The sequence below is a fragment of the Amphritea atlantica genome (genome assembly GCA_024397875.1).
In the GTDB taxonomy this organism is placed as follows: Bacteria; Pseudomonadota; Gammaproteobacteria; order Pseudomonadales; family Balneatricaceae; genus Amphritea; species Amphritea atlantica_B.
The window spans coordinates 1,771,524-1,796,857 of record CP073344.1 but is presented as its reverse complement, the minus strand read 5'-3'; the positions used below and the strand labels follow the sequence as shown (position 1 = coordinate 1,796,857).

General features: G+C 51.6%; 20 protein-coding genes. 7 read left to right on the top strand and 13 right to left on the bottom strand.

The features are described 5' to 3' along the window. Positions 1–7: 7 nt before the first annotated feature. The 5 genes from KDX31_08190 to cysS form a co-directional block, all read right to left on the bottom strand. Positions 8–1,783, bottom strand: coding sequence for an ATP-binding cassette domain-containing protein (locus KDX31_08190; protein ID UTW04963.1), 1,776 nt, complete (start codon positions 1,781–1,783; stop codon positions 8–10). Between the two features lie 73 nt (positions 1,784–1,856). After that, complete coding sequence (locus KDX31_08185) at positions 1,857–2,555, bottom strand: hypothetical protein (GenBank protein UTW04962.1); 699 nt, start codon at positions 2,553–2,555, stop codon at positions 1,857–1,859. A 59-nt stretch (positions 2,556–2,614) separates the two neighbouring features. Next, on the bottom strand, positions 2,615–3,526 hold the full coding sequence (locus KDX31_08180) for a radical SAM protein (protein ID UTW04961.1): 912 nt from the start codon (positions 3,524–3,526) through the stop codon (positions 2,615–2,617). Positions 3,527–3,535: 9 nt separating this feature from the next. Next, positions 3,536–4,204 carry a DUF2064 domain-containing protein gene (locus tag KDX31_08175; protein UTW04960.1) on the bottom strand — a complete coding sequence of 223 codons (669 nt, stop codon included), beginning with the start codon at positions 4,202–4,204 and terminating at the stop codon, positions 3,536–3,538. A 71-nt stretch (positions 4,205–4,275) separates the two neighbouring features. Further along, entirely contained in the window at positions 4,276–5,661 is a 1,386-nt protein-coding gene (cysS, locus tag KDX31_08170) for a cysteine--tRNA ligase (GenBank protein UTW05335.1), read from the bottom strand. Between the two features lie 303 nt (positions 5,662–5,964). On the opposite strand from cysS, the gene nifJ reads away from it, so the two are divergent. From nifJ to KDX31_08150, 4 genes are all read left to right on the top strand, one after another. Further along, positions 5,965–9,546 (top strand): pyruvate:ferredoxin (flavodoxin) oxidoreductase, encoded by a 3,582-nt coding sequence (gene nifJ / locus KDX31_08165; protein ID UTW05334.1) that lies wholly within the window; start codon positions 5,965–5,967, stop codon positions 9,544–9,546. A 146-nt stretch (positions 9,547–9,692) separates the two neighbouring features. After that, the gene (locus tag KDX31_08160; GenBank protein ID UTW04959.1) at positions 9,693–9,860 is read left to right on the top strand and encodes a hypothetical protein; all 168 of its coding nucleotides are present in this window, start codon (positions 9,693–9,695) and stop codon (positions 9,858–9,860) included. A gap of 30 nt (positions 9,861–9,890) precedes the next feature. Then, positions 9,891–10,418, top strand: coding sequence for a non-heme ferritin (gene ftnA / locus KDX31_08155; GenBank protein UTW04958.1), 528 nt, complete (start codon positions 9,891–9,893; stop codon positions 10,416–10,418). Between the two features lie 291 nt (positions 10,419–10,709). Next, the gene (locus KDX31_08150; GenBank protein ID UTW04957.1) at positions 10,710–11,243 is read left to right on the top strand and encodes a hemerythrin domain-containing protein; all 534 of its coding nucleotides are present in this window, start codon (positions 10,710–10,712) and stop codon (positions 11,241–11,243) included. An 88-nt stretch (positions 11,244–11,331) separates the two neighbouring features. Here KDX31_08150 and KDX31_08145 read toward each other — a convergent pair whose 3' ends face one another. Beyond that, positions 11,332–13,014, bottom strand: coding sequence for a glutamine--tRNA ligase/YqeY domain fusion protein (locus tag KDX31_08145; protein ID UTW04956.1), 1,683 nt, complete (start codon positions 13,012–13,014; stop codon positions 11,332–11,334). 204 nt (positions 13,015–13,218) lie between these two features. Between KDX31_08145 and KDX31_08140 the strand changes: the two genes are divergently transcribed. The 3 genes from KDX31_08140 (at position 13,219) to KDX31_08130 (ending at position 16,348) form a co-directional block, all read left to right on the top strand. After that, positions 13,219–13,728 carry a peptidylprolyl isomerase gene (locus KDX31_08140; GenBank protein UTW04955.1) on the top strand — a complete coding sequence of 170 codons (510 nt, stop codon included), beginning with the start codon at positions 13,219–13,221 and terminating at the stop codon, positions 13,726–13,728. Beyond that, complete coding sequence (locus tag KDX31_08135) at positions 13,728–14,444, top strand: UDP-2,3-diacylglucosamine diphosphatase (GenBank protein UTW04954.1); 717 nt, start codon at positions 13,728–13,730, stop codon at positions 14,442–14,444. The genes KDX31_08140 and KDX31_08135 overlap by 1 nt, the downstream gene beginning before the upstream one ends. Positions 14,445–14,755: 311 nt before the next feature. Continuing rightward, on the top strand, positions 14,756–16,348 hold the full coding sequence (locus tag KDX31_08130; GenBank protein UTW04953.1) for a cation:proton antiporter: 1,593 nt from the start codon (positions 14,756–14,758) through the stop codon (positions 16,346–16,348). A 24-nt stretch (positions 16,349–16,372) separates the two neighbouring features. Here KDX31_08130 and KDX31_08125 read toward each other — a convergent pair whose 3' ends face one another. From KDX31_08125 to KDX31_08095, 7 genes are all read right to left on the bottom strand, one after another. Continuing rightward, on the bottom strand, positions 16,373–16,744 hold the full coding sequence (locus tag KDX31_08125) for a VOC family protein (protein UTW04952.1): 372 nt from the start codon (positions 16,742–16,744) through the stop codon (positions 16,373–16,375). A gap of 406 nt (positions 16,745–17,150) precedes the next feature. Beyond that, the gene (gene prpF / locus KDX31_08120) at positions 17,151–18,332 is read right to left on the bottom strand and encodes a 2-methylaconitate cis-trans isomerase PrpF (protein UTW04951.1); all 1,182 of its coding nucleotides are present in this window, start codon (positions 18,330–18,332) and stop codon (positions 17,151–17,153) included. Between the two features lie 214 nt (positions 18,333–18,546). Next, on the bottom strand, positions 18,547–21,156 hold the full coding sequence (gene acnD, locus KDX31_08115) for a Fe/S-dependent 2-methylisocitrate dehydratase AcnD (GenBank protein ID UTW04950.1): 2,610 nt from the start codon (positions 21,154–21,156) through the stop codon (positions 18,547–18,549). Between the two features lie 69 nt (positions 21,157–21,225). Further along, positions 21,226–22,356, bottom strand: coding sequence for a 2-methylcitrate synthase (prpC, locus tag KDX31_08110; GenBank protein ID UTW04949.1), 1,131 nt, complete (start codon positions 22,354–22,356; stop codon positions 21,226–21,228). Positions 22,357–22,589: 233 nt separating this feature from the next. Further along, on the bottom strand, positions 22,590–23,480 hold the full coding sequence (gene prpB / locus KDX31_08105; protein ID UTW04948.1) for a methylisocitrate lyase: 891 nt from the start codon (positions 23,478–23,480) through the stop codon (positions 22,590–22,592). Positions 23,481–23,483: 3 nt separating this feature from the next. Beyond that, complete coding sequence (locus KDX31_08100) at positions 23,484–24,188, bottom strand: GntR family transcriptional regulator (protein ID UTW04947.1); 705 nt, start codon at positions 24,186–24,188, stop codon at positions 23,484–23,486. A 193-nt stretch (positions 24,189–24,381) separates the two neighbouring features. Beyond that, the gene (locus KDX31_08095; protein ID UTW04946.1) at positions 24,382–25,245 is read right to left on the bottom strand and encodes an alpha/beta hydrolase; all 864 of its coding nucleotides are present in this window, start codon (positions 25,243–25,245) and stop codon (positions 24,382–24,384) included. Positions 25,246–25,334: the final 89 nt, after the last annotated feature.

Genomic DNA, 25,334 nt, shown 5'->3' with positions numbered 1-25,334 from the left:
CTGAATCCTACAGGACTGACTCCTGCCCGACGGAGTCGGTCTTAAACTGTAATTCAGCCAGACGTGCATACAGCTCTGAGCTTTGCAGCAACTGGTCATGGCTACCCTGCCCTACAACCCTGCCCCGATCCATCACCACAATCTGATCCGCATGCAATATTGTCGACAGACGGTGAGCGATGATAATAGTCGTTCTACCCCGCATCAGCGTATCCAGGGCCAGCTGAACCTTGTGCTCACTCTCGGTATCCAGAGCACTGGTCGCTTCATCCAGCAGCAGTATGCGCCGGTCATTGAGGATCGCCCGGGCAATGGCGATACGCTGCTTCTGACCACCGGAGAGACGTACACCCTGCTCCCCCAGATCACTGTAATAGCCGTCTGGCAGGCGTTCAATAAACTCATGGGCATAGGCGGCTTTTGCAGCGGCAATCACCTCCGCTTCAGTAGCATCGCCGCGGCCATAACGAATATTCTCGATCACATCAGCCGTAAACAGAGCCGGTTGCTGCGACACCAGTGCGATCTGCTGTCTTAGCTCACGGGGATCCAGATCACGCAGATCCACTGAGTCGAAACAGACCTGACCTTTGTGCGGATCATAGAAGCGTAGCAACAGTTCAAAAACAGTCGATTTTCCCGCTCCGGAGGGCCCCACCAGCGCGGTGATAGATCCTTCATTAAAGGTTAACGAAAAATCTTCCAAAGCGGCCTGATCCGGACGCGAAGGGTAATTGAAGCAGACATCTTTAAGGGAGAGTTCGGCCCTGAGATCAGTGGTGTCAGTGACCGGTACGGCACCGGTTTTACGCGCCCGGATCTCACTTTCTGCATCAAGCAATTCCATCAGCCGCTCGGTTGCCCCCACCGCCCGCTGTAGTTCACCATACACCTCAGACATTGTGCCAACCCCCATGGCGACAATCAGCGCATAAAACACGAAGGCGCCCAGCTCACCGGCGGACATTGCCCCGGTGATAACATCATACCCGCCGACCCAGAGCATTCCTGACAGCGCACCAAACACCAGCAAGATAACCATTGCCATCAGCATCGCCCGCTGCCGGATACGGTGCTGAGCGACCCTGAAAGCACTGTCCACCTCAACCCCGAACGCGCGGCTTTCATGGACCTCCTGAGTGTAGCTCTGAACCGTTTTAATCTGCTGAATCGCTTCACCGGCATAGCTGCCAACATCGGCAATACTGTCCTGACTTTTACGCGCCAGGGCCCGCACCCGGCGTCCAAAGATAAGAATCGGCAGCAGAATCAGCGGCACACCGGCGACAATGATCAGCGACAGTTTGATATTCGTCACGAACAGCATAATAAGTGCACCGGACGTAGTAACCAGACTGCGCAACGCCATCGAAAAGGAACTGCCAATAATCGATTGCAGCAAAGTGGTATCCGTCGTCAGCCGCGACATGATTTCGCCACTCCGGTTGGTCTCAAAAAAACTGGGGTGCAGACCGATCACATTATCGAACACCGCCTGACGAATATCGGCGGTCACCCGCTCGCCCAGCCATGACACCAGATAAAAACGGATAAAGGTGCCACAGGCCATCAGCACCGCCATTGCGATCAGAATCATGATGGCCTGATTCAACTGCGATACAGAGCCTGCCACAAAGCCATTATCGATCACCAGGCGCACCCCCTGACCGATTGCAAGCGTTATAGCTGCCGTAAACAACAGCGCGATCACCGCCCCGACCCAATATTTGCGGTATGGCAGCATAAACTTCAATAGCTGAGTCAGCGTTGATAATTTATTCATCAGTGAAAAGCCCGCATAGAAAGTCTCGCCGGAAGGTTTGTTGACAAACACCAATTCAGAAAAGCGCGTGTACTCAGGTATTTAACCATTTACTTTTCAACAGCAGCCAGAGTTGTGGCAGTGCCTGTCTGATCCAACAGAACTGATACCTCAGCGTCAGTCGCCCCCAGCCAGCACGCAAGTATTTACGGGCGCTGGTCGTTAGAGCGGCGCCGGTATTGGTTAATCTGACACCTTTCTGATGCGCGCGCCAGACAAACAAGTGGTCTTCACCATATACCGCTTCGACCGGATAACCGCCCAACCGTTCAAATTGCGCAACAGACAGACAGAACCCCTGATCACCAAAGGGCAAACCTAAATAACGCGAACGCAGGTTAGCGCCCAGGCTGTTAAGCCACATCGGCCCGTCACCGTCAGACAGAAAGCGTAGTTTGAAATAGTGCAGTGAGTCGGGTTGACGCGTCAGGCTCTGATCGAGCATCGGCCATTGAGTATTGGATAGTTGACTATCCAGATGGAGGAACCAGATGAAGCCAGATTCAACCCGCTGGGCCCCGGCATTAAGCTGTCTGGCACGGCCCGCTTCAACGGTCAGGGCATTCACCTGCCCGGTATCCGGTAGCTGTGCACTGAGATGTTCAGACCGGGGACAGAAAACAAAGATTACCTGCTCTGCCCGCTGCAGAAAATGTAACTGTTGCAGCATCGGCTCCAGACTTGTTTCGTCCGGCCCGACCGGAATAACGACGGAGATACTGTGTTTGTTCATCTGATTATTACTGTAAACCCGACACAGCCTGAACTTTAACGCGGTATGCGGGGTTCAGGCTAAGTTTCGCTGCATGATGCGCCATATTTAAAGCAACTAAAACAACGATGATGCTTCATACTGACCTGCTGCTCCAGTGCCTGACGTAAATTATCACCCATATCATATTCGGGATCATCATCCACCAGCGTACAGGCATAGATGCGCATCCTCCCGTTTTGTTTCACCACCATCTTACTGAATGCACACATAAAACTGTTACGGCTCTCTTCGGTGTGATATTGAGTCATGCAGTTAGTGGTGATATCCGGTCCATGGCCATGGCTGCCCGGCGGAAGAAAGTCAGGAAAGGCGACAAACTTAGTCTCTGCGGGAATACCGCGGGAAACCAGCAGATCGCGATACTGCCGTTCAACCTCAGCGCTGTCTTCACCCTCGGCCATATGCCGCGCAACAGAAACCTGAAAGCCCATATCATTCAGGGCTTTCATCCCCTTCAGTGCCAGATCAAACATCCCCTCACCCCGGCCCGCATCATGCTCCGTTTCAATAGGGGAATCGATGCTGATACGAAAACTCACCGGATAACGACTCTGCAACAGAGGCACGAGCAGATGCAGACGCTTCTGTAATGCATCGGTGCCGTTGGTCAGTACCAGACAGGGTGCATGCTCTGACGCCAGCTGGAGAATCCTGATCAGGTCTTTGGCCAGAAAAGGTTCACCACCGGTAAAAGAGAACTGTTGCACCCCCAGCTCAAGGGCCTGATCGATATAGGGCGACACATCCGCAAGCTTCAGCAATTCCAGCCGCTGATCTCCGGGGCCTGAACCCTCAAGACAGAAATCACAGCTAAGATTGCAGGCAGTTCCGGTATGAAACCACAACTCCTTCAGCAGATGGGAGCGGATATAACCCCGGTCAGCCCCATCAGCTGTTGTATACCAGTCACGACTCCGTATCCGTTCCATATTAACCTCTTACTTTTTGCTCAGTAACACGTGCAACAGTTGTAGCAGCTGTTGTCTGGCTGGCCTGGCATCATAGGCAAGTGAATCCAGCAGCCGATGCAGATCAGCTTCAGTATCCACATCGTAACCAACGGAACTGAAAGCAACCTGAAAACCCGCCTCTTTGCAGACTGCGGTCAACTGCTCACCCAGCTGCGGGGTGCTCCAGGGCAGATTGTCCAGCGCAGGCCAGGGACAGCGACCGCCCATCCCGGTGACGCCACCATCTTCGGCAGGCGCAAGAACAATATCATTATCGTTTAACAGCTGGTTAAACTCAGCATAGCGTTGGGCGTTGTGCTCAGGAGCATCGGTGCCGATAAACAGTAACCGTGAACTACCCTGCTGCCGCACTATCTGATCGACATAGTTGAGTTTTTTCCCCAGGTTTCCTGCGCATTGAGGTACAACCTGACATTCACATAACAACAGGTCTTCTGCCCATTGGCGATCAGCTTCACAACCAGGAGACAGCACCACCGGCCCCGGCCAGCTCCTGGCATCTTCAAGGGCGCAATTCAGTAACGCACAGGCAACCTGATAGGCAGCATCTTTACCCAGTGTCGCCGCTATACGCTGTTTACCCTGGCCATGCATGGGCCGTTTACAAAAGATGATCAGTGTTGTCTGTTGATTCATTCCGGTGTCCTTAGCCATAAAAAAGGCAGCTTACAGCTGCCTTAGCAATACTCATTTACGCTTGGGCGCATTCAGCCTTCACGGAACCAGGTCGTCCCTTCACGGCTGTCCTTGAGGATAATACCCTGTGCCACGAGGTCTTCACGAATCTGATCAGCGGCAGCGAAGTCTTTAGCCTTTTTCGCATCAGCACGCTGCTGAATCAGTGTTTCGATCTGTTCCGGGGTGATCTCCCCCACTTTACTCTCACCCTGCAGGAAGGCTTCCGGCTGCTGTTGTAACAGGCCAAGAACGCCAGCCAGTTGTTTCAGCTGAGCCGCCAGCGCAGGTGCTTTAGCATCCCCGGCACGGGTTGCCGTATTCAGTTCATTAACCAGTTCAAACAATACCGCCAGCGCTTTGGGGGTATTGAAATCATCGTCCATGGCCGCGTAAAAACGTTGCTCGTAGTCATTTTCCAGGGCCGCAGTGACCGGCTCTACGTCGTTAAGCGCCTGATAAAAACGTTCCAGGGCGCTGCGCGCCTCTTTCAGGCTGCTTTCGGAATAGTCGATATAGCTGCGATAGTGTACGGAAGAGAGAAAGTAGCGGACCACTTCAGCATCATACTTTTCCAGCACATCGCGAATGGTAAAGAAGTTCCCCAGGGACTTGGACATCTTCTCAGCATTCACCCGTACTGCGCCGGCGTGCATCCAGGTATTTACAAACTTAACACCATTCGCAGCTTCAGACTGAGCGATCTCATTCTCATGGTGCGGGAACGGCAGGTCGGGTCCGCCGCCATGGATATCAAAGGTATCACCCAGACAGCATTTAGACATCGCGGAACATTCGATATGCCAGCCCGGACGGCCCGCGCCCCAGGGAGAATCCCAGCTGACCTCATCCGGCTTTGCTGCTTTCCAGAGGACAAAATCCAGCGGACTCTCTTTGGCATCCTGTACCTCTACCCGGGCCCCGGAGCGTAACTCATCAACATTTTTATTGGTCAGTTTGCCGTAGTCAGCAAACTTCTCTACCCGGTAATAGACATCGCCATTATCAGCGGCATAGGCAAAGCCCTTATCAATCAGCACCTGCACCATATCGATAATATCCTGCATATGCCCGGTGGCACGGGGCTCCTGATCGGGGCGCAGCACGCTGAGTTTGTCTTCATCTTCGTGCATCGCATCGATCATTCGCTCAGTCAGCTGATCGGGACGTTCTCCGTTCTCAGCGGCACGTTTTATAATTTTGTCATCAACATCGGTGATATTGCGGATATAGGTGACATCCCAGCCACGGGCTCGCAGGTAACGGGTGATCACGTCAAACGCAACCATCACCCGTGCATGTCCGATATGACAGAAGTCGTATACGGTGATACCGCATACATACATGTTGATCTTGCCCTCTTCCAGTGGTTGGAACGGGGCTTTCTCTTTGGTCAGGGTGTTATAGATCTGCAACATCGGAATTCGCTTATGACTCTGGCTTAGGTGAAGTTCAGTGAAAAACAGGCTGACCATTATAGAGGAAACCGTCGGGGATTTAACAACCTGATTAAAATTACTTTTTCTGACAGAGCAGACACCGCGACTTGTCTCAAAATGAGGAACATAGCCATTGATCCAGAGCAGTTCCTGCAGTGATAGCTGCAATAATAGTTAAATCAACACAGACTATAAGAATAAACTAATATAGTAAGTTAAGTTTTAAGCGTGCCCGGGAGCATCATGATGAACAACCCAGTAAAGGATACCAGGCAAACACGGATGATGGATGGTAATGAAGCTGCGGCCTACATCGCCCATCACCTCAATGATGTCATCGCCATCTACCCTATCACACCGGCCTCACCGATGGGTGAGATGAGCGATAGCTGGAGTGCCGATGGTGTAAAAAATCTCTGGGGCGTTATTCCCGATGTTATTGAATTACAAAGTGAAGGGGGGGCTGCCGGTGCCGTGCACGGTGCTCTGCAGGCGGGCGCAAAAACCACCACCTTTACGGCGTCTCAGGGTTTGCTGCTTAAGATTCCGAACATGTACAAAATCGCCGGTGAACTCAGCCCGACGGTGTTTCATATTGCGGCCCGCTCTCTGGCAACTCATGCCCTGTCAATCTTCTGTGACCACAGTGATGTAATGGCCACCCGGTCCACTGGCTTTGCCATGCTTTCTTCCAACTCGGTTCAGGAGGTGATGGATATGGCCACCATCGCTGAAATGTCGACTCTGGAGGGGCGGATCCCGATACTGCATTTCTTTGATGGATTTCGCACCAGCCACGAAGTCAGTAAGGTCGAAGTGGTGACAGAGGCGATGCTGCGGCAACTGATCGATATGCAACAGGTGCGCAATTGCCGCAACCGGGCACTCTCGCCAGACCACCCGGTGGTGCGGGGCACATCGCAAAATCCGGATATTTTTTTCCAGGCGCGGGAAGCCTGCAACCCCTATTATGACGCCTTCCCTGAGATCGTTCAGCAGGCGATGAACCGGTTTGCTGAGGTCACCGGACGTCAGTATCAGCTCTACGAATATGAAGGGGCCGCAGACGCCGAGTCGGTGATTATCCTGATGGGTTCCGGGGCCGAAACAGCCACGGAAACGGTCGATTATATCAACCGTAACGGGGGCAAGACCGGCGTACTGAAAGTCCGCCTGTTCCGACCATTCGATGCGCAACGCCTGTTAAAGGCCCTGCCCGACAGTATTAAGCAGATCGCGGTACTGGATCGCACCAAAGAACCCGGTGCTGATGGGGAGCCTCTGTACAAAGATATCGCCACGGCGTTTATGCAATCGATGCTGTCCGGAAAGTTAACCGCAGATAAGCTACCGAAACTGCTGGGCGGACGCTTTGGTCTCTCCTCAAAAGAGTTTACCCCGGCGATGATCCGTGGTGTCTTTGATGAACTGGACAAACCCCATAGTAAAAACCTGTTTACCGTCGGCATCGATGATGACCTGACCCACACCAGTATCAGCTATGACCCGAACTTTATCACCGACGCCCATGACGATGCCTATCAGGCGGTATTCTACGGCCTGGGCGCTGACGGAACCGTCAGTGCCAATAAGAACAGTATAAAAATCATCGGTGATCAGGAAGGCTACTACGCCCAGGGACACTTTGTGTATGATTCGAAGAAATCCGGAGCCGTCACGGTGTCCCATCTGCGCTTCGGGCCTCACAAAATCCATTCGGCCTATGAGATACAGGCCGGGCAGGCGGATTTTGTTGCCTGTCATCAGCCGCGTTTTCTCAGCCTCTACCCGATGCTGGATAAAGCCCGTGATGGCGCAGTATTCCTGCTCAACAGCAGCGCCTCGCCAGATGAACTCTGGGATACCCTGCCCGAGTCTGTTCAGCAGCAACTGATCGAAAAACAGATCCGTCTGTTTGCCATTGATGCCTATCGGGTTGCGACCGAATGCGGAATGGGTAAACGGATCAATACCATAATGCAAAGCTGCTTCTTTAAGATCTCGGGTATTCTGCCGCTCGATAATGCAATAAGCCTGATCAAGGACGCAGTCAAAAAATCCTATAGCAGTAACCCGAAAGTTGTCGGGCTCAACCTTGATGCGATTGATGCCAGCCTCAGTCAGCTGCATGAGGTGAAGGTGCATGACAGGGCCACCAGCCGGATTCCGATGCATGAACTGAGCGCCAACACTGCCAATGACTTTGTCCGCCAACTGACTGCTGAACTGATTGCCGGTCATGGCGACCGGATTCCTGTGAGCGCCCTCTCAGCAGATGGTACCTGGCCCACCGGCACCACCGCATTTGAAAAACGCGATCTGGCGACTGAACTGCCACTGTGGGATGAAAACCTATGTACCCACTGCGGTAAATGTGTGCTGGTCTGCCCCCATAGCGTTATCCGCAGCAAGATCTTCGATAAGTCACTTCTGCAACAGACGCCGGACGGTTTCAGAGCGGTGCCGGTTAAAGGTGCAAAAGATTTCCCTGCCGACAGCTTCATCAGCTATCAGGTATCCCCCGCCGATTGCACCGGCTGCACGCTCTGTGTTGATATCTGTCCGATTGTTGATAAACAGAATCCGGCGCATAAAGCGATCAATATGGTACCGAAGGAGCAAACCTTCGACGTTGAAAAAGATAACTGGGAGTTCTTCCTGTCATTACCGGAGTTTGACCGTACCACCCTTAAAAAGTCGACGCTCAAAGGCTCTATGGTGTTCCAGCCCCTGTTCGAATTCAGTGGTGCCTGCTCCGGCTGTGGTGAAACCTCCTATATCCGTCTGGCCAGTCAGCTATTTGGCGACCGGATGCTGGTTGCCAACGCCACCGGTTGTTCATCAATCTATGGCGGAAACCTGCCGACAACCCCCTGGACCAAAAATCCGGAAGGACGGGGGCCGGCCTGGAATAACTCCCTGTTTGAGGATAATGCGGAGTTTGGTCTGGGCATGCGGGTGGCACTGGATAAACAGAAAGACTACGCCATCAGCCTGTTGCATGAGTTAAGCGATAAGCTTGATCCTGCACTGGTTGAATCGCTGCTGAGTGAAACAGAAGCGGATGAAGCGGGTATCGAACATCAGCGTCAGTCAATCGAGAAGCTGAAGCTCGCACTGGATGGTCTCAGCGATCATTCTCAGATCGGTGACAAAGCGGTTGAGCTGCGCCACCTTGCCGACCAGCTCAGTCGTAAGAGTGTCTGGATTATCGGCGGCGATGGCTGGGCTTACGACATTGGTTTCGGCGGCCTGGATCATGTGCTGGCATCAGGACGCAACGTGAATATTCTGGTGCTGGATACTGAGGTGTACTCCAACACTGGCGGACAGACCTCGAAAGCGACTCCGATCGGCGCGGTCGCCAAATTTTCCGCGTCCGGCAAATCGGTGGCAAAAAAAGACCTCGCCCGTATCGCGATGGATTATGAGCATGTCTATGTCGCCCATGTGGCCTATGCAGCTAAAGATGTTCAGACCCTGCGGGCCTTCCTTGAAGCTGAATCCTATGATGGCCCCTCCCTGATCATCGCTTACTCTCCCTGTATCGCCCACGGCTTTGAGATGAAGGATAACCATCTGCATCAGCAACTGGCGGTGGATAGTGGCCACTGGCCTCTGTTCCGCTACGACCCGCGTCTGGCGGACAAACACCAGAACCCACTGAAAATGGATTCCAGACCGCCCTCTATCCCCTATTCTGAATTTGCCCGCAGAGAAACCCGTTTCAACTCCCTGCTCAAAGCACATCCGGCAGAAGCCGCAGCTTTCCTGGAAAAGGCACAACACGATGTCAGCGAGCGTTATAAACATTATCAGCAAATGGCTGAGATGGACTGGGATGAGGCGCCGATACCGAAATAAATCAGACCATCAACGGACAGAATTAAACCGTTTGATTCTGTCCGGTCTGCCACATACGCACTATCGTTATGAGAATCATTAGCATTTACATCTGCCGAAAATTATTATATAACTCTTTCAGCATAATTTAACGGTAGGTAATGTTAATGGCCGATACACTGAAAGCTAAAAGCCTGTGTAAGCTTAAGAGAGAGATCATCTCTAAACACTTTGATGAGATTGCAGCGGTTACCCGTAATAGTCAGTACATCTGTAGTAAATGCGCGCGCACCTCTGAAGGTAAAAAATGGCTGTGTAAGCCTGTGACGCTTTAATTACCTGTTATTCCACCACACGGAGATCACATGCTTAGCGATAATATGCTGGAAAAGCTCAATAACCAGATCAACCTCGAATTTTACTCGTCGAATATGTACCTGCAAATGAGCTCATGGGCAGAATCAAAAGGGTTTGATGGCTGCGCAGAGTTTCTGTCTCTACATGCAGATGAAGAGATGCAGCACATGAAACGCCTTTTCACCTATGTAAACGAAACCGGCAGCATGGCACGTATTGGTGCAATAGAAGCACCTCCCGAAGAGTTTAGCTCGATCAAGGATCTGTTTGAAAAAGTCTATGAACACGAATGCCTGATCACCACAGAGATCAATGGCCTGGCCCATACGGCCTTTACTAATCAGGACTACTCTACTTTTAACTTCCTGCAATGGTATGTCGCGGAACAGCATGAAGAGGAAAAAACCTTCAAGGGCATTCTGGACAAGATAGAAATCATTGGTGAGGATGGTAAAGGCCTGTTCTTTATCGATAAAGAGATTGGGCAGATGAAAAGCGCTGGAATCGGTAGCATTATTCAGGAACCACAAGCCTGACCCCTCAGCCCCGCCTCATGTACAGATATGAAAAGCGGCTACAGTGCCGTTTTTTAGCGCTGTTGTCACTGCAACCACATCAAATATGATACATAATTGACCACAGTCATTTTATCTTCGTAACACAACGAATACCATTGAGTCACTCATACGGCTCCCTGCCGAATCAAAGACGCAGCTCAGATACCGCTTAAATCGAGGCTGCGGAAAATTCGACAGACCCCGTATAACCTCAATACTGCTAACCGTATGATATGGGAATAACCCCTGCCTGCGACAGAAGGTGAACACATGAGCACTCAACCACACAGCCCAACCGATGACTTTTCCCAATGTCATGTCTCTATCATTGAAAACTTCAAACAGCTGCGGGAACTGGGAAAATCAGATATAGCCGATCCAGTTCAGCCTGAGGTTCAGCAAAGCGCGAATAAACTGCTTAATTTTTACCATGAAGTGGTGCTCAATCATCACCATGAAGAGGAACAGGAGCTGTTTACCATTGTGATGGACTGCGCCAGTCCCGGTGAAGAGCTGCAGCAATCAGCAGCGATGGTTAAGCGGCTGACTAAGGAACATCGCAATCTGGAAAAAGAATGGAAAAAAATCGAAGCGGACCTGAAAAAGCTGGCGAAAGGTAAATTTACCCGGCTTGACAAGGATGCATCGGTCGCGATGGCAGAGCATTACCTGCTACACGCGAAATATGAAGAAACATTTTTCCTGCCACTGTCAGCCCGCATTCTCAAAAATACAGATCTTGAATCGTTAGGACTGAGTCTGCACACCCGGCATAATCTGCACAAAACCCCCGGTTATATCTGATATTAAAAAAAACGGTCACCCTGAGGTGACCGTTTTTCTTTGACGCAGTTTTATCAATTGAGCTGTTTTTAACTGGCTCATTTTACGCCTATTTTTTCCAGGTATCGCGAAGACCAATCGTCTTGTTAAACACCGGGTGTTCCGCTGAATGCTCATAGCGATCGGCTACAAAGTAACCTTCACGCTCAAACTGAAAACTGGTTTCCGGAGCGGCATCCACCAGACCGGGCTCGACCCAGCAGTTAACTGTTTCACTGAAGGAGTCCGGGTTAATATTAGTGAGGAAATCCTCCCCACCTTTATCCGGAGACTCAACGTTAAATAAGCGATCATAGATACGTACGGTCGCCTGCTTCCCTTCAGTAGCGGATACCCAGTGCATGACACCACGGGGCTTGATCCCTTCCGGTGGGTTTTCCCCTACGGTACCGGGAATCAGTGAAGCATGAACTTCTGTGATCTCACCATCGGCATCTTTAATCACCTCATCGGCACAGATCACATAAGCACTGCGCAGACGCATGTAGTCACCCGGCACCAGCAAGCGGAATTTCTTCCGTGACAGGGTCGAGTCCTCACTGAAGTCAGCGCGATCGATATACAGCTCACGGGTAAACGGCAGTTCACGGGAGCCCATCTCTTTCTGCGGATGAACCGGAGCACTGAGCCTTTCAACCTGGCCTTCAGGGAAGTTGGTTATAACCAGTTTCAACGGATTCATGACGCACATAGCGCGGGCAGCATTGTCATTCAGGTCCTCACGGATAAAGAACTCAAACTGCGCCATATCAACCGTACCATCGGTTTTAGACACCGCCAGACTGTCACAGAAATTGCGCACGGCCTGCGGACTGTAACCGCGACGACGCATCCCCTGAATGGTCGGCATACGCGGATCATCCCAGCCATTGACGTAGCCTTCATCGACCAGTTGTTTCAGCTTACGCTTGCTGGTCACTGTGTAGTTGATATTCAGGCGGCCAAACTCATACTGACGGGGCGTGCTCGGCACCGGTAGGTTTTCAATAAACCACTCATACAAAGGACGGTGATCGGCAAATTCAAGGGTGCAGATTGAATGGGTAACACCCTCAATCGCATCTTCCTGACCATGGGCAAAATCATAGCTGGGATAGATACACCACTTATCACCGGTCTGGTGGTGACTCTGCTTACGAATACGGTAGAGAATCGGGTCACGCAGATTCATGTTCGGCGATGCCATATTGATCTTGGCACGCAGTACCCGGCTGCCCTCATCGAACTCACCGGTCTTCATTCGCTCCAGCAGATCCAGATTCTCTTCTGCAGAGCGCTCCCGGAACGGGCTGTTCTTACCCGGCTCAGTTGCCCAGCCACGATACTCACTAGCCCGTTCGGGGCTGAGGTCACATACGTAGGCTTTGCCTTCATTAATCAGGTGCTGAGCCCAGGCATAGAATGTATCAAAATAATCAGAGGCGTAACGCACATCACCCGCCCAGTTAAACCCGAGCCAGCGCACGTCGTCCATTATTGCGTCGACGTACTCCTGATCCTCTTTGCCTGGATTGGTATCATCAAAACGCAGGTTACATTCGCCGTTATACTTTTCAGCGGTACCAAAGTTCAGACAGATCGACTTGGCATGACCGATATGCAGATAGCCATTGGGCTCCGGCGGAAAACGTGTAACCACTTTTCCCAGTCCCTGCTGCTGGTCCTGTTCGATTATCTGATGAATAAAATTGGTGGGCTGTTTAGCAGCGTTACTGGCGTCGTTATTGCTCATAGAGGCGTCTTAAACTTCCGTCTGATATCAAGTAGGGCGATATTATAGACAGATGGCCTGCAGACAACCATAAGTAAGCTGAAATTAATCAGTTAGTTATCAGATTAATTCTTTAGTATAATAGTGGCCATTGAATCGACACTAATAACTCTCATTCTAACTAACTAGACTAAAATAACTAGTTAAATCAAAGGGATCGTAAGCATGATCGTACTGCACACTAACTTCGGCGACATCACTATTGAGCTCGATTATGAAAAAGCGCCTAAGTCCGCAGAAAACTTCGAAAACTATGTTAAAGACGGCTTCTATGACGGTGTGATTTTTCACCGGGTTATTGATGGCTTTATGATTCAGGGTGGTGGTTTTGAGCCAGGAATGGTCAGCAAGAAAACCGCTGGCAGCATCGAAAACGAAGCGGATAACGGTCTGCAAAACAAGCGCGGCACGCTGGCGATGGCGCGTACCATGGATCCGCACAGTGCGTCTGCTCAGTTCTTTATCAACGTCAGTGACAACACTTTCCTCGATCATACGGCTAAAACCACCGAAGGCTGGGGCTATGCAGTGTTCGCTAAAGTAACTGAAGGTATGGACGTGGTCGATAAGATCAAAGGCGTTTCCACAACCTTCCGTGGCGGCCACCAGGATGTTCCTGCTGAAGATGTGATCATCACCTCAGCTGAAATCATGGAAGCAGATAGCGCTGAATAATGAGAACACTATTCATCTCTGATCTTCACCTGCATAGCGGACGCCCGGATCTTACCCGGGCGCTGCTTCATTTTCTTGCTTCAACGGCTCAAGAGTGTGACCAGCTGTATATTCTCGGCGACCTGTTTGAAGCCTGGATCGGTGATGATTTTATTCCTGAAGATCTGCAACCGGTTGTTGATGCACTCAATGCCCTGTCCCGCTCCGGCTGTGAGATATTCTTTCAGCACGGTAACCGGGACTTTCTGGTCGGCCAACGCTTTGCTGAGCTGACCGGGGTGCAGATTCTCGGCGACAGTGAGATCATTGAGTTAGCTTCAGGCCCCGCTCTGCTGATGCACGGTGATCAGTTGTGTACCGACGATCATGCTTACCAGGCCCTGCGCCAGCAATTGAGAAACCCTCAATGGCAACAAGCGGTGCTCGCTAAGTCAGTCACCGAACGACTGGAAATGGCAAAGCAGCTGCGGATGGCCAGCGAAACCCAGACCGCAGATAAGAGCACCGAGATAATGGATGTCAACCCGCAAGCTGTGCAGCAAGCGATGGCTACGGCAAACTCTGATCTGCTGATTCACGGACACACCCATCGCCCAGCAGTCCACTCCCTTGAAGCGGGTAAACGTCGCATCGTTCTGGGAGACTGGGATAAATCCGGCTGGTATCTGGAAGCATCAGAACAGGGTGAAAAGTTAATCGAATTTAATCTCAACTGATCAAAAGTTAAGATTATAATTATTAAATTATGTTTTTGATAATTCGGTTTTTCTTTGCCCGCCTGTTAAGACAAGCTCAACTCACTCCCAATATCTATTCCACTATAAAAACCTCAGCGACACCTGGATGAGAATCACCTTGCCCGAATCAGCATCCTCCGGTCGTCCTTGTACCATGCTATTAAATGATAATGAAATAATTTTAATCGATTATCAAAAGACAAATGCATATAAGGTTTTATGGCCTTATTAGTGTTAGCATAGCGCTATCTCGTATCAACAAACCTATGTAATTACAAAGACTTATAAATATGGATTTTATCTGGGTTCTGTTCGCCTTTCTCTGCGGGTTATCACTTAAAGTTATCGGAATGCCGCCGTTAATCGGTTTTTTACTGGCAGGTTTTCTGCTGCATTTCCTCGGTGTAGAGCCCTCCGACAGTCTTGATACCCTCGCCGACCTTGGCATCACCCTGATGTTGTTTACAATTGGGCTGAAACTGCATATCGGCGACCTGCTGCGGCGAGAGGTCTGGGCCAGTACCCTGAACCATATGCTGTTGTGGACTCTGCTATTTGGCTCTTTCGCTCTGATGATGGCTGCCGCGACTGCGTCCTATTACAGTAGTGTCGATCTGACCACGGCCGCACTGCTCGGCTTTGCCCTCAGTTTCAGCAGTACGGTTTGTATCGTTAAACTGCTGGAAGAGAGCGGCGAGATGAAAACCCGTCATGGCCAGCTGGCCATCGGCGTACTGGTTATGCAGGATATCGTTGCCGTACTGTTTTTGGTCGCGGCTACCGGGAAGCTGCCGTCGATCTGGGCGCTGTTGCTGTTCGCTCTGGTCTTTGCCCGCCCCCTATTGTACAAATTACTCGATAAAGCGGGTCACGGTGAGTTACTGCCGTTAACCGGTTTTTTCTTCGCGCTGGGCGGCTACGAGCTTTTCCAACTGGCCGGCGTCAAGGGCGATCTCGGTGCGCTGGTATTTGGTATATTGCTGGCCCAGCACAGTAAGGCCTCGGAACTGACCAAATCCCTGCTGAGCTTTAAAGACCTGTTCCTGATCGGCTTTTTCCTGTCGATCGGCTTTACGGCACTGCCAACCTGGTCAATGCTGGGTACGGCAACACTCATTTCTCTGTTTATTTGCATCAAATTCCTGCTATTTTTTGGGCTTTTCTCACGCCTCAGACTGAGAAGTCGTACCGCTTACCTGGCCTCACTTGCACTGAGTAATTTCAGCGAATTTGGCCTTATCGTGGCGGCGCTGAGTGTCGAGTCAGGCTGGCTCAGCCGTGAGTGGCTGGTAATTCTTGCTTTAGCTGTTTCACTGTCATTTATTTTCACCAGTGTCCTCTATCCAAGAGCACACGATTTCTACATGCGGCATAAAGATCACTTCAAGCGGTATGAAAGCAGTAATCGTCTAAAAGCAGACATCATTGAACAGTTTCCCCAGGCTGAAGTGCTGGTCATCGGTATGGGACGGGTTGGCAAAGGCGCCTATAAAGCACTGCAGAATATGATCGACTACAGGGTTGCCGGGCTGGATTCAGACCGATTCAGGGCTGCTGAGCTGCATCAGAAGGGCTTGAGTGTCTGCTTTGGCGATGGTGAAGACGCCGATTTTTGGGAAAGCTTCGATACCTCAAAGATCAAACTCATACTGCTAGCCCTCCCCTCTATCCAGGACAGCCGCAATATTACGATTCAGCTGGCTAACTGTGGTTACACGGGGCAAATTGCAGCGATTGCCAGGTATGAAGATGACCGGCAAAAGCTGCTGGATGCGGGTATCGATAAAGTGTTCAACTTCTACAGAGAAGCCGGTACCGGTTTTGCTGAAGACAGTCTGCAGATGATATCGAAAGATTATAAGCAACAGTCATCCGGCTTATAGACCTGCCTGTCATCTACTCGTTAGTCAGGCGTTTAATGCAGGCATATCAGACCAGACGCCAAACTCATTGCCGCCGGGCTCGGTGAAGTGGAACCGCCGCCCGCCGGGAAAGTCAAAGATCTCTTTACTGATTTCGCCCCCCTGGCTGTCAACTTTTGACCGGGTAGCTTCAAGGTCATTGCTGTAAAACACCAGCAGAGCACTACCTGCCGCCTGAGTCGCCGCTTTATTAGCAGCATAGAAGCCCCCCTCCAGCCCCTGCTGATCAAAGGCACAGTACTCGGGGCCATAATCGGTAAACCTCCAGCCAAATGCAGCGGTAAAAAACTCTTTAGTCGCTTCAAGATTCATCGACCCGAACTCAACGTAGTTTAGTTTCTCATGCTGGTTATCCATCTGCCCTCTCCTTTTCTTTAAACTGGTCTATCGTAAGATTATCGGCCTGAATTTAAGATAAAGAAAGACCATCAGGCTTCAGCGTGACACAAGAACAACAACTGAATCATTTTCCCGGACGACACCCAGAAGCCGTAACGACACCCAGAAGCCGTAACGACAATTGCGGCAAGCACCCAGAGGAATAGCCCCCCCACCCCGTAGGAGCTTCGTCCCGTCGCGATAACTCTCAGGAAACAGAGGACATCATTCATTAGCCAAAAAAAGGCCCTGCACTTTCATGCAGGGCCTAAGCGTGAAGTGAAACGATCAGCCCTTGATAGGGAGGTCTGAACGCCTGACTGCCACTTCGACATCGGTAGTATCCTGCGGCAACCCCACAGGACATATAAACGGCTTGCAGAGTTTAGAAAGCATCTCCCGGAATCCTCACGAACCCCTCCATCAGTACCCGTGCACTGCGGCTCATTACCGCCTTAGTCGCGCTCCAGTCACCATTAGCTTTTTGCTCTGCAGCTGCACCGACACGCAGGGTACCGGATGGATGGCCGAAGGTAACTGAATCACGTTCAACACCTCCGGCAGCCAGGTTAACCAGCGACCCAGGCACGGCAGCAGCAGTAGCGATCGCCACGGAGGCGGTGCCCATCATCGCATGGTGCAACTTGCCCATGGACAGCGCGCGGACACAGACATCAATATCATCCGCTGAGATCTGCTTACCACTGGACGAGACATAAGCGGTCGCCGGTGCAACAAAGGCAACCTTGGGGGTATGCTGACGGGCTACGGCTTCGGCAATATCACTGATCAGCCCCATCTTCACTGCACCATAGGCACGAATCGTTTCAAAACGCTCCAGGGCTGCGGCATCGGAGTTGATATCTTTCTGCAGCTCGGTGCCGGTATAACCGATCTCCGCCGCGTTCAGAAAGATGGTTGGGATGCCGGCATTGATCATCGTAGCCTTGAATGTGCCGATTCCCGGAACCTCAAGGTCGTCCACCAGATTACCGGTCGGGAACATTGACCCTTCACCATCGGCCGGATCCATAAACTCAATCACCACCTCAGCTGCCGGGAATGTCACACCGTCCAGCTCGAAGTCGCCGGTTTCCTGCACCTCACCATTAGTCATCGGCACATGAGCGATGATGGTTTTACTGATGTTTTTCTGCCAGATCCGCACCGTACAGATACCGTTTTCAGGAATCCGATCAGCCTCTACGAGACCATTGCTGATGGCAAACGCACCCACCGCTGCGGTCAGATTGCCACAGTTACCCGACCAGTCAACAAACGCTTTATTGATAGCGACCTGACCAAACAGGTAGTCGACATCGTGATCCGGCTGTTCACTCTTATCCAGGATCACCGTTTTGCTGGTACTGGAGGTTGCCCCACCCATACCATCGATCTGCTGACCATAGGGGTCAGGGCTGCCGATCACCCGCAGCAGGATATTATCGCGGGCTTCACCTGGCTGCTGAGCCGCTTCCGGCAGATCCTGACGACGGAAGAAAACACCTTTACTGGTCCCGCCACGAATGTAGGTAGCGGGAATTTTTACCTGTGGGACACATGCCATTTTTATATTCCTGTTTCTTTAGCGTCATTAAAGAATGACGCTTATTTTCAGAAAAACCTTAACAAGATCATCAGCATAAAGAATCTTGTTAAGAGCTTTCATTAAGATACTACAAGATAGCCTTTCCGGTAGTAACAAATGTTACTATTAAACTTCAATCAGATTAAATGCAGAGCCAGACAGCGGTTCTGTCCGGCTCTGCGCTATCAATCTTTTATGTATTGGCTTCCAGGAAATCCTGTGCGAAGCGCTGCAGTACACCACCTGCACCGTACACATGAACCTCTTCAGCAGTATCCAGTCGACAGGTCACCGGGATCTCAACAACCTCGCCATTACGGCGGGTCATCACTACGGTCAGATCACAACGCGGGCTGATCTCGCCAACCACATCGTAGGTCTCTGTACCATCGATAGCATAAGTATTACGGTTATCACCGGCTTTAAACTCCAGTGGTAACACACCCATGCCGACCAGGTTAGTCCGGTGGATACGCTCAAAGCCTTCCGCCACAATCGTTTCAACACCCGCCAGGCGAACACCTTTAGCAGCCCAGTCACGGGAAGACCCCTGACCGTAATCTGCACCGGCGATAATGATCAGCGGTTGTTTACGCTCCATGTAGGTTTCAATCGCTTCCCACATACGGCTTTCCTGACCTTCTGGCTCAATACGTGCCAGAGACCCCTGCTTCACTTCGCCATTTTCATCGCGACACATTTCGTTCAGCAGTTTAGGGTTAGCAAAGGTGGCACGCTGTGCCGTCAGGTGATCACCCCGGTGAGTTGCGTAAGAGTTAAAGTCCTCTTCCGGCAGCCCCATCTTGGCGCAGTATTCACCCGCCGCACTGGAGGCCTGAATCGCATTAGACGGAGACAGGTGGTCTGTGGTGATGTTGTCACCCAGTACCGCCAGCGGACGCATGCCTTTCATGGTGCGCTCACCGGCCAGGGCGCCTTCCCAGTATGGCGGACGACGGATATAGGTGGTCTGCGGACGCCAGTCATACAGAGGGCTTGGTGACCTCTCGGCCGCCCCCAGATCAAACATCGGGATATACACCTGATTAAACTGCTCAGGCTTAACCGCCTTAGCGACGATTGAATCGATCTCTTCGTCACTTGGCCAGATATCTTTCAGAGTAACCGCATTGCCATCTTTATCAGTACCCAGCACATCGTTTTCGATATCGAAACGCATTGTCCCGGCAATCGCATAGGCAACAACCAGTGGTGGAGATGCCAGGAATGCCTGCTTGGCATACGGATGGATCCGGCCGTCAAAGTTACGGTTACCGGACAGTACCGCGGTGGCATACAGATCGCGGTCGATAATCTCCTGCTGAATCACAGGATCAAGCGCCCCGGACATGCCGTTACAGGTAGTACAGGCGTAGCCAACGATACCGAAGCCCAGTTTTTCCATCTCAGACAGAAGACCGGCTTCTTCCAGATAGAGTTTGGCCACCTTGGAACCCGGCGCAAATGAAGTTTTAACCCAGGGCTTACGCACCAGTCCCAGCTCGTTTGCTTTCTTCGCTATCAGACCTGCGGCAACCACGTTGCGCGGATTTGAAGTGTTAGTACAGCTGGTAATTGCAGCGATGATAACGGCACCATCCGGCATCAAACCATCCGCTTCTTCTACCTTTGCCGCCGCCAGCATCTCGTCACTTGAAATGCCCCGCTCGTGCAGCGCCGAAGTTGGCAGACGACGATGTGGGTTTGACGGGCCTGCCATATTACGAACAACCGTAGACAGATCAAACTCCAGTACCCGCTCATACTGTGCATCAACCAGGTCATCCGCCCACAGACCGGTTTCCTTTGCATACCGCTCAACCAGTGCAACCTGTTCAGGCTCGCGACCGGTCAGTTTAATATAGTCAATGGTCTGTTCATCGATATAGAACATACCGGCAGAAGCACCGTATTCCGGTGTCATATTGGAGATCGTGGCACGGTCGCCAATCGACAGGGTCGCCGCGCCTTCACCAAAGAACTCCAGATAAGAAGAAACGACTTTCTCATTACGCAGGAACTCAGTAATAGCCAGCACCATATCAGTGGCGGTAATGCCCGGCTGACGCTTGCCAACCAGCTTAACACCGATAATGTCCGGCAGACGCATCATCGATGGACGTCCCAGCATCACGGTTTCAGCTTCCAGACCACCCACACCGATGGCGATAACACCCAGCGCATCCACATGCGGAGTGTGGCTGTCGGTACCGACACAGGTATCCGGGAAGGCAACGCCATCACGGGCCTGAATGACCGGAGACATCTTCTCCAGGTTGATCTGGTGCATAATACCGTTACCGGCAGGAATCACATCGACGTTATCGAACGCAGTTTTACACCACTCGATAAAGTGGAACCGGTCGTCGTTACGGCGATCTTCTATATCACGGTTTTTCTGAAAGGCATCCGGATCAAAGCCCGGCGCTTCAACGGCCAGCGAGTGGTCAACAATCAGTTGGGTCGGCACAACCGGATTAACCTTAGCGGGATCTCCCCCCTGATCAGCGATCGCATCCCGCAGACCCGCCAGGTCAACCAGCGCGGTCTGCCCCAGAATGTCATGACAGACAACACGGGCAGGATACCAGGGAAAGTCCAGATCCTGTTTACGTTCAATCAGCTGCTTCAGGGAATCGGTCAGCGCCTCGGGTTCACAGCGACGCACCAGCTGTTCTGCCAGTACCCGGGAGGTATAAGGCAGTGTTGCATAAGCACCGGGCTTAATCGCATCGACAGCCGCGCGGGTGTCGAAGTAATCCAGGCCGGTACCGCTTAAGGATTTACGGTATTCAGTGTTCATATAACACCTGTATTAGTCATTATCATATTCTGAGGGAAGGGATAACCCTTCCCTGCGTTGGCAGTGTGATTAAGGACGATCAGCGATATCGATCCACTCAGCACTGTCCGGACCGGTATAATCTGCAGACGGACGGATAATGCGGTTATTGGCACGCTGCTCCATCACATGGGCTGTCCAGCCTGCCGCCCGTGAACATACAAAGATCGGGGTAAACAGCTCTGTGGGAATCCCCATGAAGTTGTAAGCCGATGCATGGAAGAAGTCAGCGTTACAAAACAGCTTTTTCTCGCGCCACATCACCGCTTCAACCCGTTCGGAAACGGCGTACAGATACTCATCGCCAACCTGCTCAGAGAGCTTCTTGGACCACTCTTTGATGATCGCGTTACGCGGATCCGAATCACGGTAGATGGCATGACCGAAGCCCATGATCTTATCTTTACGCGCCAGCATCGCCATGATTTCAGCTTCAGCTTCTTCCGGTGAACGCCAGTCCTGGATCATCGCCATTGCCGCTTCGTTTGCACCGCCATGCAGAGGCCCGCGCAGGGAACCGATCGCCGCCGTTACACAGCTGTGAATATCAGATAGTGTTGAAGCACACACCCGGGCAGTGAAGGTAGAGGCATTAAATTCATGTTCAGCATAGAGAATCAGCGAGGCATGCATAACATCGACATGCAGCGGCTCAGGCTTCTTATCGTGCAACGTCCAGAGGAACTGTTCTCCGATAGAGTTGGCATCGGTTTCAACATCAATACGCTTGCCGTGGTGGCTGAAGTTGTACCAGTAGTTGATCATGCCCGGGAACACCGCCAGCATCCGGTCGATATGATCGTGCTGTTCGGTGAAATCCTGTTCGGTTTCCAGGTTACCCAGCATTGAACAGCCGGTCCGCATAACATCCATTGGATGAGCATCCGCAGGAATCTGTTCCAACACGGTTTTAAGGGCTTCGGGCAGTGCACGCATACTTTTCAGGCGAGCTTTATAGGCATTCAGCTCACCCTGATTGGGTAATTTGCCGTATAGCAACAGATAAGCGACCTCTTCAAACTGCGCCTTATCAGCCAGTTCTTTGATATCGTAACCACGGTATGTCAGACCGGCACCGCTCTGACCAACAGTACAGAGTGCAGTTTCACCAGCGGACTGACCACGCAGACCTGCACCACTTAATTTCTTCGCTTCTGCCATCCTATCTCTCCTTTCTGCTTCCGGGCGATGGGAATTGTGTTTGCCCGTTACAGTATTTTTAGTACTAACTGTTTTAAAATCTATCAACTGAATCGCTCCAGCGATGTTAGATTTAAAGCGTTATGAGCGCAGGATAGAGTAGGCAAAAATTTGTGAGACAGCGGAGCTTACTGTTGTAAGCGAGCATATCGAGTAAATCTTTAACAACCTCTTACCAAGCGCAATAGCTTTAATTACTTGTTCTTGCCTTCCTGAAACAGCGCATCTAACTTCTGCTCAAAGTCGTGGTAGTTCAGGAAATCGTACAGATCCATGCGAGTCTGCATGGTATCGACAACCGCTTTCTGGTCGCCATCACGCAAAATCGCTTCGAATACGTTCAGCGCAGCCAGATTAGCGGCACGGAAAGCCGACAGCGGGTAAAGCACCATTGATACACCGTTCTCAGCCAGCTCGGCGGTATTGAACAGCGGGGTGGCACCAAACTCGGTAATATTGGCCAGCAGATGAGCGCCGTTAATACCCTCGGCAAACGCTTTATAATCGTCCAGGGTGTGAACCGCTTCAGCGAAGATACCGTCAGCACCGGCTTCCAGACAGGCCTGGGCACGATCGACTGCAGCGTTAAGACCTTCCATCTGGAAAGCATCGGTGCGCGCAATCAGGAAGAAATCATCGTCGGTCTTGGCATCTACTGCTGCTTTAACCCGGTCGACCATCTCTGCAGTCGATACAATCTCTTTGTTAGGACGATGACCGCAACGCTTCTGAGCCACCTGATCCTCGATGTGACAGCCTGCTGCACCGGCTTTAATGGTTTCCTTAATCGTGCGGGCAATATTGAATGCGCCGCCCCAGCCGGTATCAATATCAACAATCAGAGGGGTTTCGACGGCACTGGACACCCGACGCACATCTTCCAGCACATCATTCATGGTAGTCATACCCAGATCAGGCAGGCCATAAGAGGCGTTCGCGATACCACCGCCCGACAGGTAAACCGCTCGGTGACCTACGCGTTCCGCCATCATCGCGTGATACGCATTAACCGTTCCAACGATCTGCAGTGGATTTGTCTCTTCTAGTGCCTTGCGGAAACGCCCGCCAGCGGTCAGTTTGCTCATAGGTTATTCCCTCTCTTCTTTGTTCGTTGGGTTCAGACGTTCTTCAATATTGCGGCGCGCCCGACCTATATGCCGGCGCATCAACAGTTCTGCCAGCTCACCATCCCTTTCTTCGATCGCATCCAGGATGCGGTGGTGTTCCTTCAGGGCGCGCTGCGGACGTGATTTAGAAACGCTGAACTGATAACGGTACATACGTACCAGGTGATAAAGTTCGCCACCGAGCAGTTCAAACAGTTTGGTATTTTTACTGGACTGAACGATGCGGTAGTGAAAATCAAGGTCTCCCTCTTTCTGAAAATAGGCGCGACCATCAATTTCCTGAATATTGCGCTCATGCTGATACAGCAGTTCCCGCAGGCTGTTGATTTCATCTGTTGACATATTTTCTGCCGCCAGACGGCAAGCCATCCCTTCGAGGGCCTCACGGATACGGTAGATTTCCACCAGTTCCTCGGGCGTCAGAGAGACTACCCGGGCACCAACATGGGGGATACGGACAACCAGACGCAACCCTTCAAGCTGACGGATCGCTTCGCGCAAAGGCCCACGGCTGATACCGTAGGTTCGCGCCAGTTCCGGTTCACTGATCTTCTGTCCGGGTGGGATATCACCGCGAACAATTGCAGTAATCAACTGCCCGCTGACCCGGTCTGCCAGGGTGCGCACTTCGCTTGAGCTTTCGGATAATTCTATGATTTCTGCCATTACAACCTTCTCGATGGATTGTCGACAATCTTGTTATTTGGCTTACAATACAGAGCAACTAATTGATCGTCAACTATACTAAAGACAAAAAGTGTCGACATACTACAAAAGTATACGGGTATATACTGATTCAGATAACAGGCCTAAAAAAGCCCCGTTAAACGAGGCTTACAGTCTAGCTCAGGAGTTTCGATCAGGCGAGAAAACGGCTCAGTTCAGCATCCATAATGCGGGCGATCTGACGCGGTTTCTGAAATGGCAGCGAGTGATCGGTGCCTGGCACCATGAAGTAGTGCCAGTTGGGCAGGCGCTCAGCCAAGTCCCGCTGATACTGATGCATCAGATCGACACTGTGCCCGCCAATAAAACTGGTGACATCGCCCTGAGCCGCCACCAGTGATTCACGATCAAGGGTGTTAATCGCTTCAGTGACACAGTTCAGGGCATTGGCAAAACCCAGTGGCCTGGCGGCGAGTCGCTGGATTGTCAACAACTCAGCCTTGGGTGCCACTTTCCGGTTAGGTGAGATGGTGTCCAGAAACGCGCGTATTCCGGTTTCAGCCGAATCCCCTTTCAAATGTTCCGCTGCTTCACTGAATTGTAGCCGCAGGTTAACCGTAGATTCCCAGCTGGGGCGATCCAGCACCGCCGACTCTAACAGGTACTGCTTCTTTACCCGCTCATGATAGCGCTGCTTATACAGCAGTGAGACCATCCCCCCCATGGAGTAACCCGCCAGATCAAACTGCCACCAGCCAAGATGATCCACCAGCGCACTGAGATCGTTCACCAGTTCATGCACGGTAAACGAATACTCTGCGCCATCGGGATAGCGGGTATTACCGGTGCCGCGCTGATCCGGTATCAGGATCTCATCCCAGGCGGTGGTGAGCATACTAATGGCCGACCAGGTGTCCTCTCCGGCCACGCCGGCACCATGCAACATAACAATACGCCGGGGCTGGCCGTCACAGGGTTTCTTATAGAGCTGATAACTGACCTGCTGGTCGGAAAGATTCAGCTGGTGCTGAGTAATCTTGAAGGGGTGTTTAATCATCGATCCTACTAACTGCGCTCAGACGGTTATTAAAATACGCATAGTACCCTGCTGGGCAGGATAACTCTCGTAGTTGCAGAGAGATTATA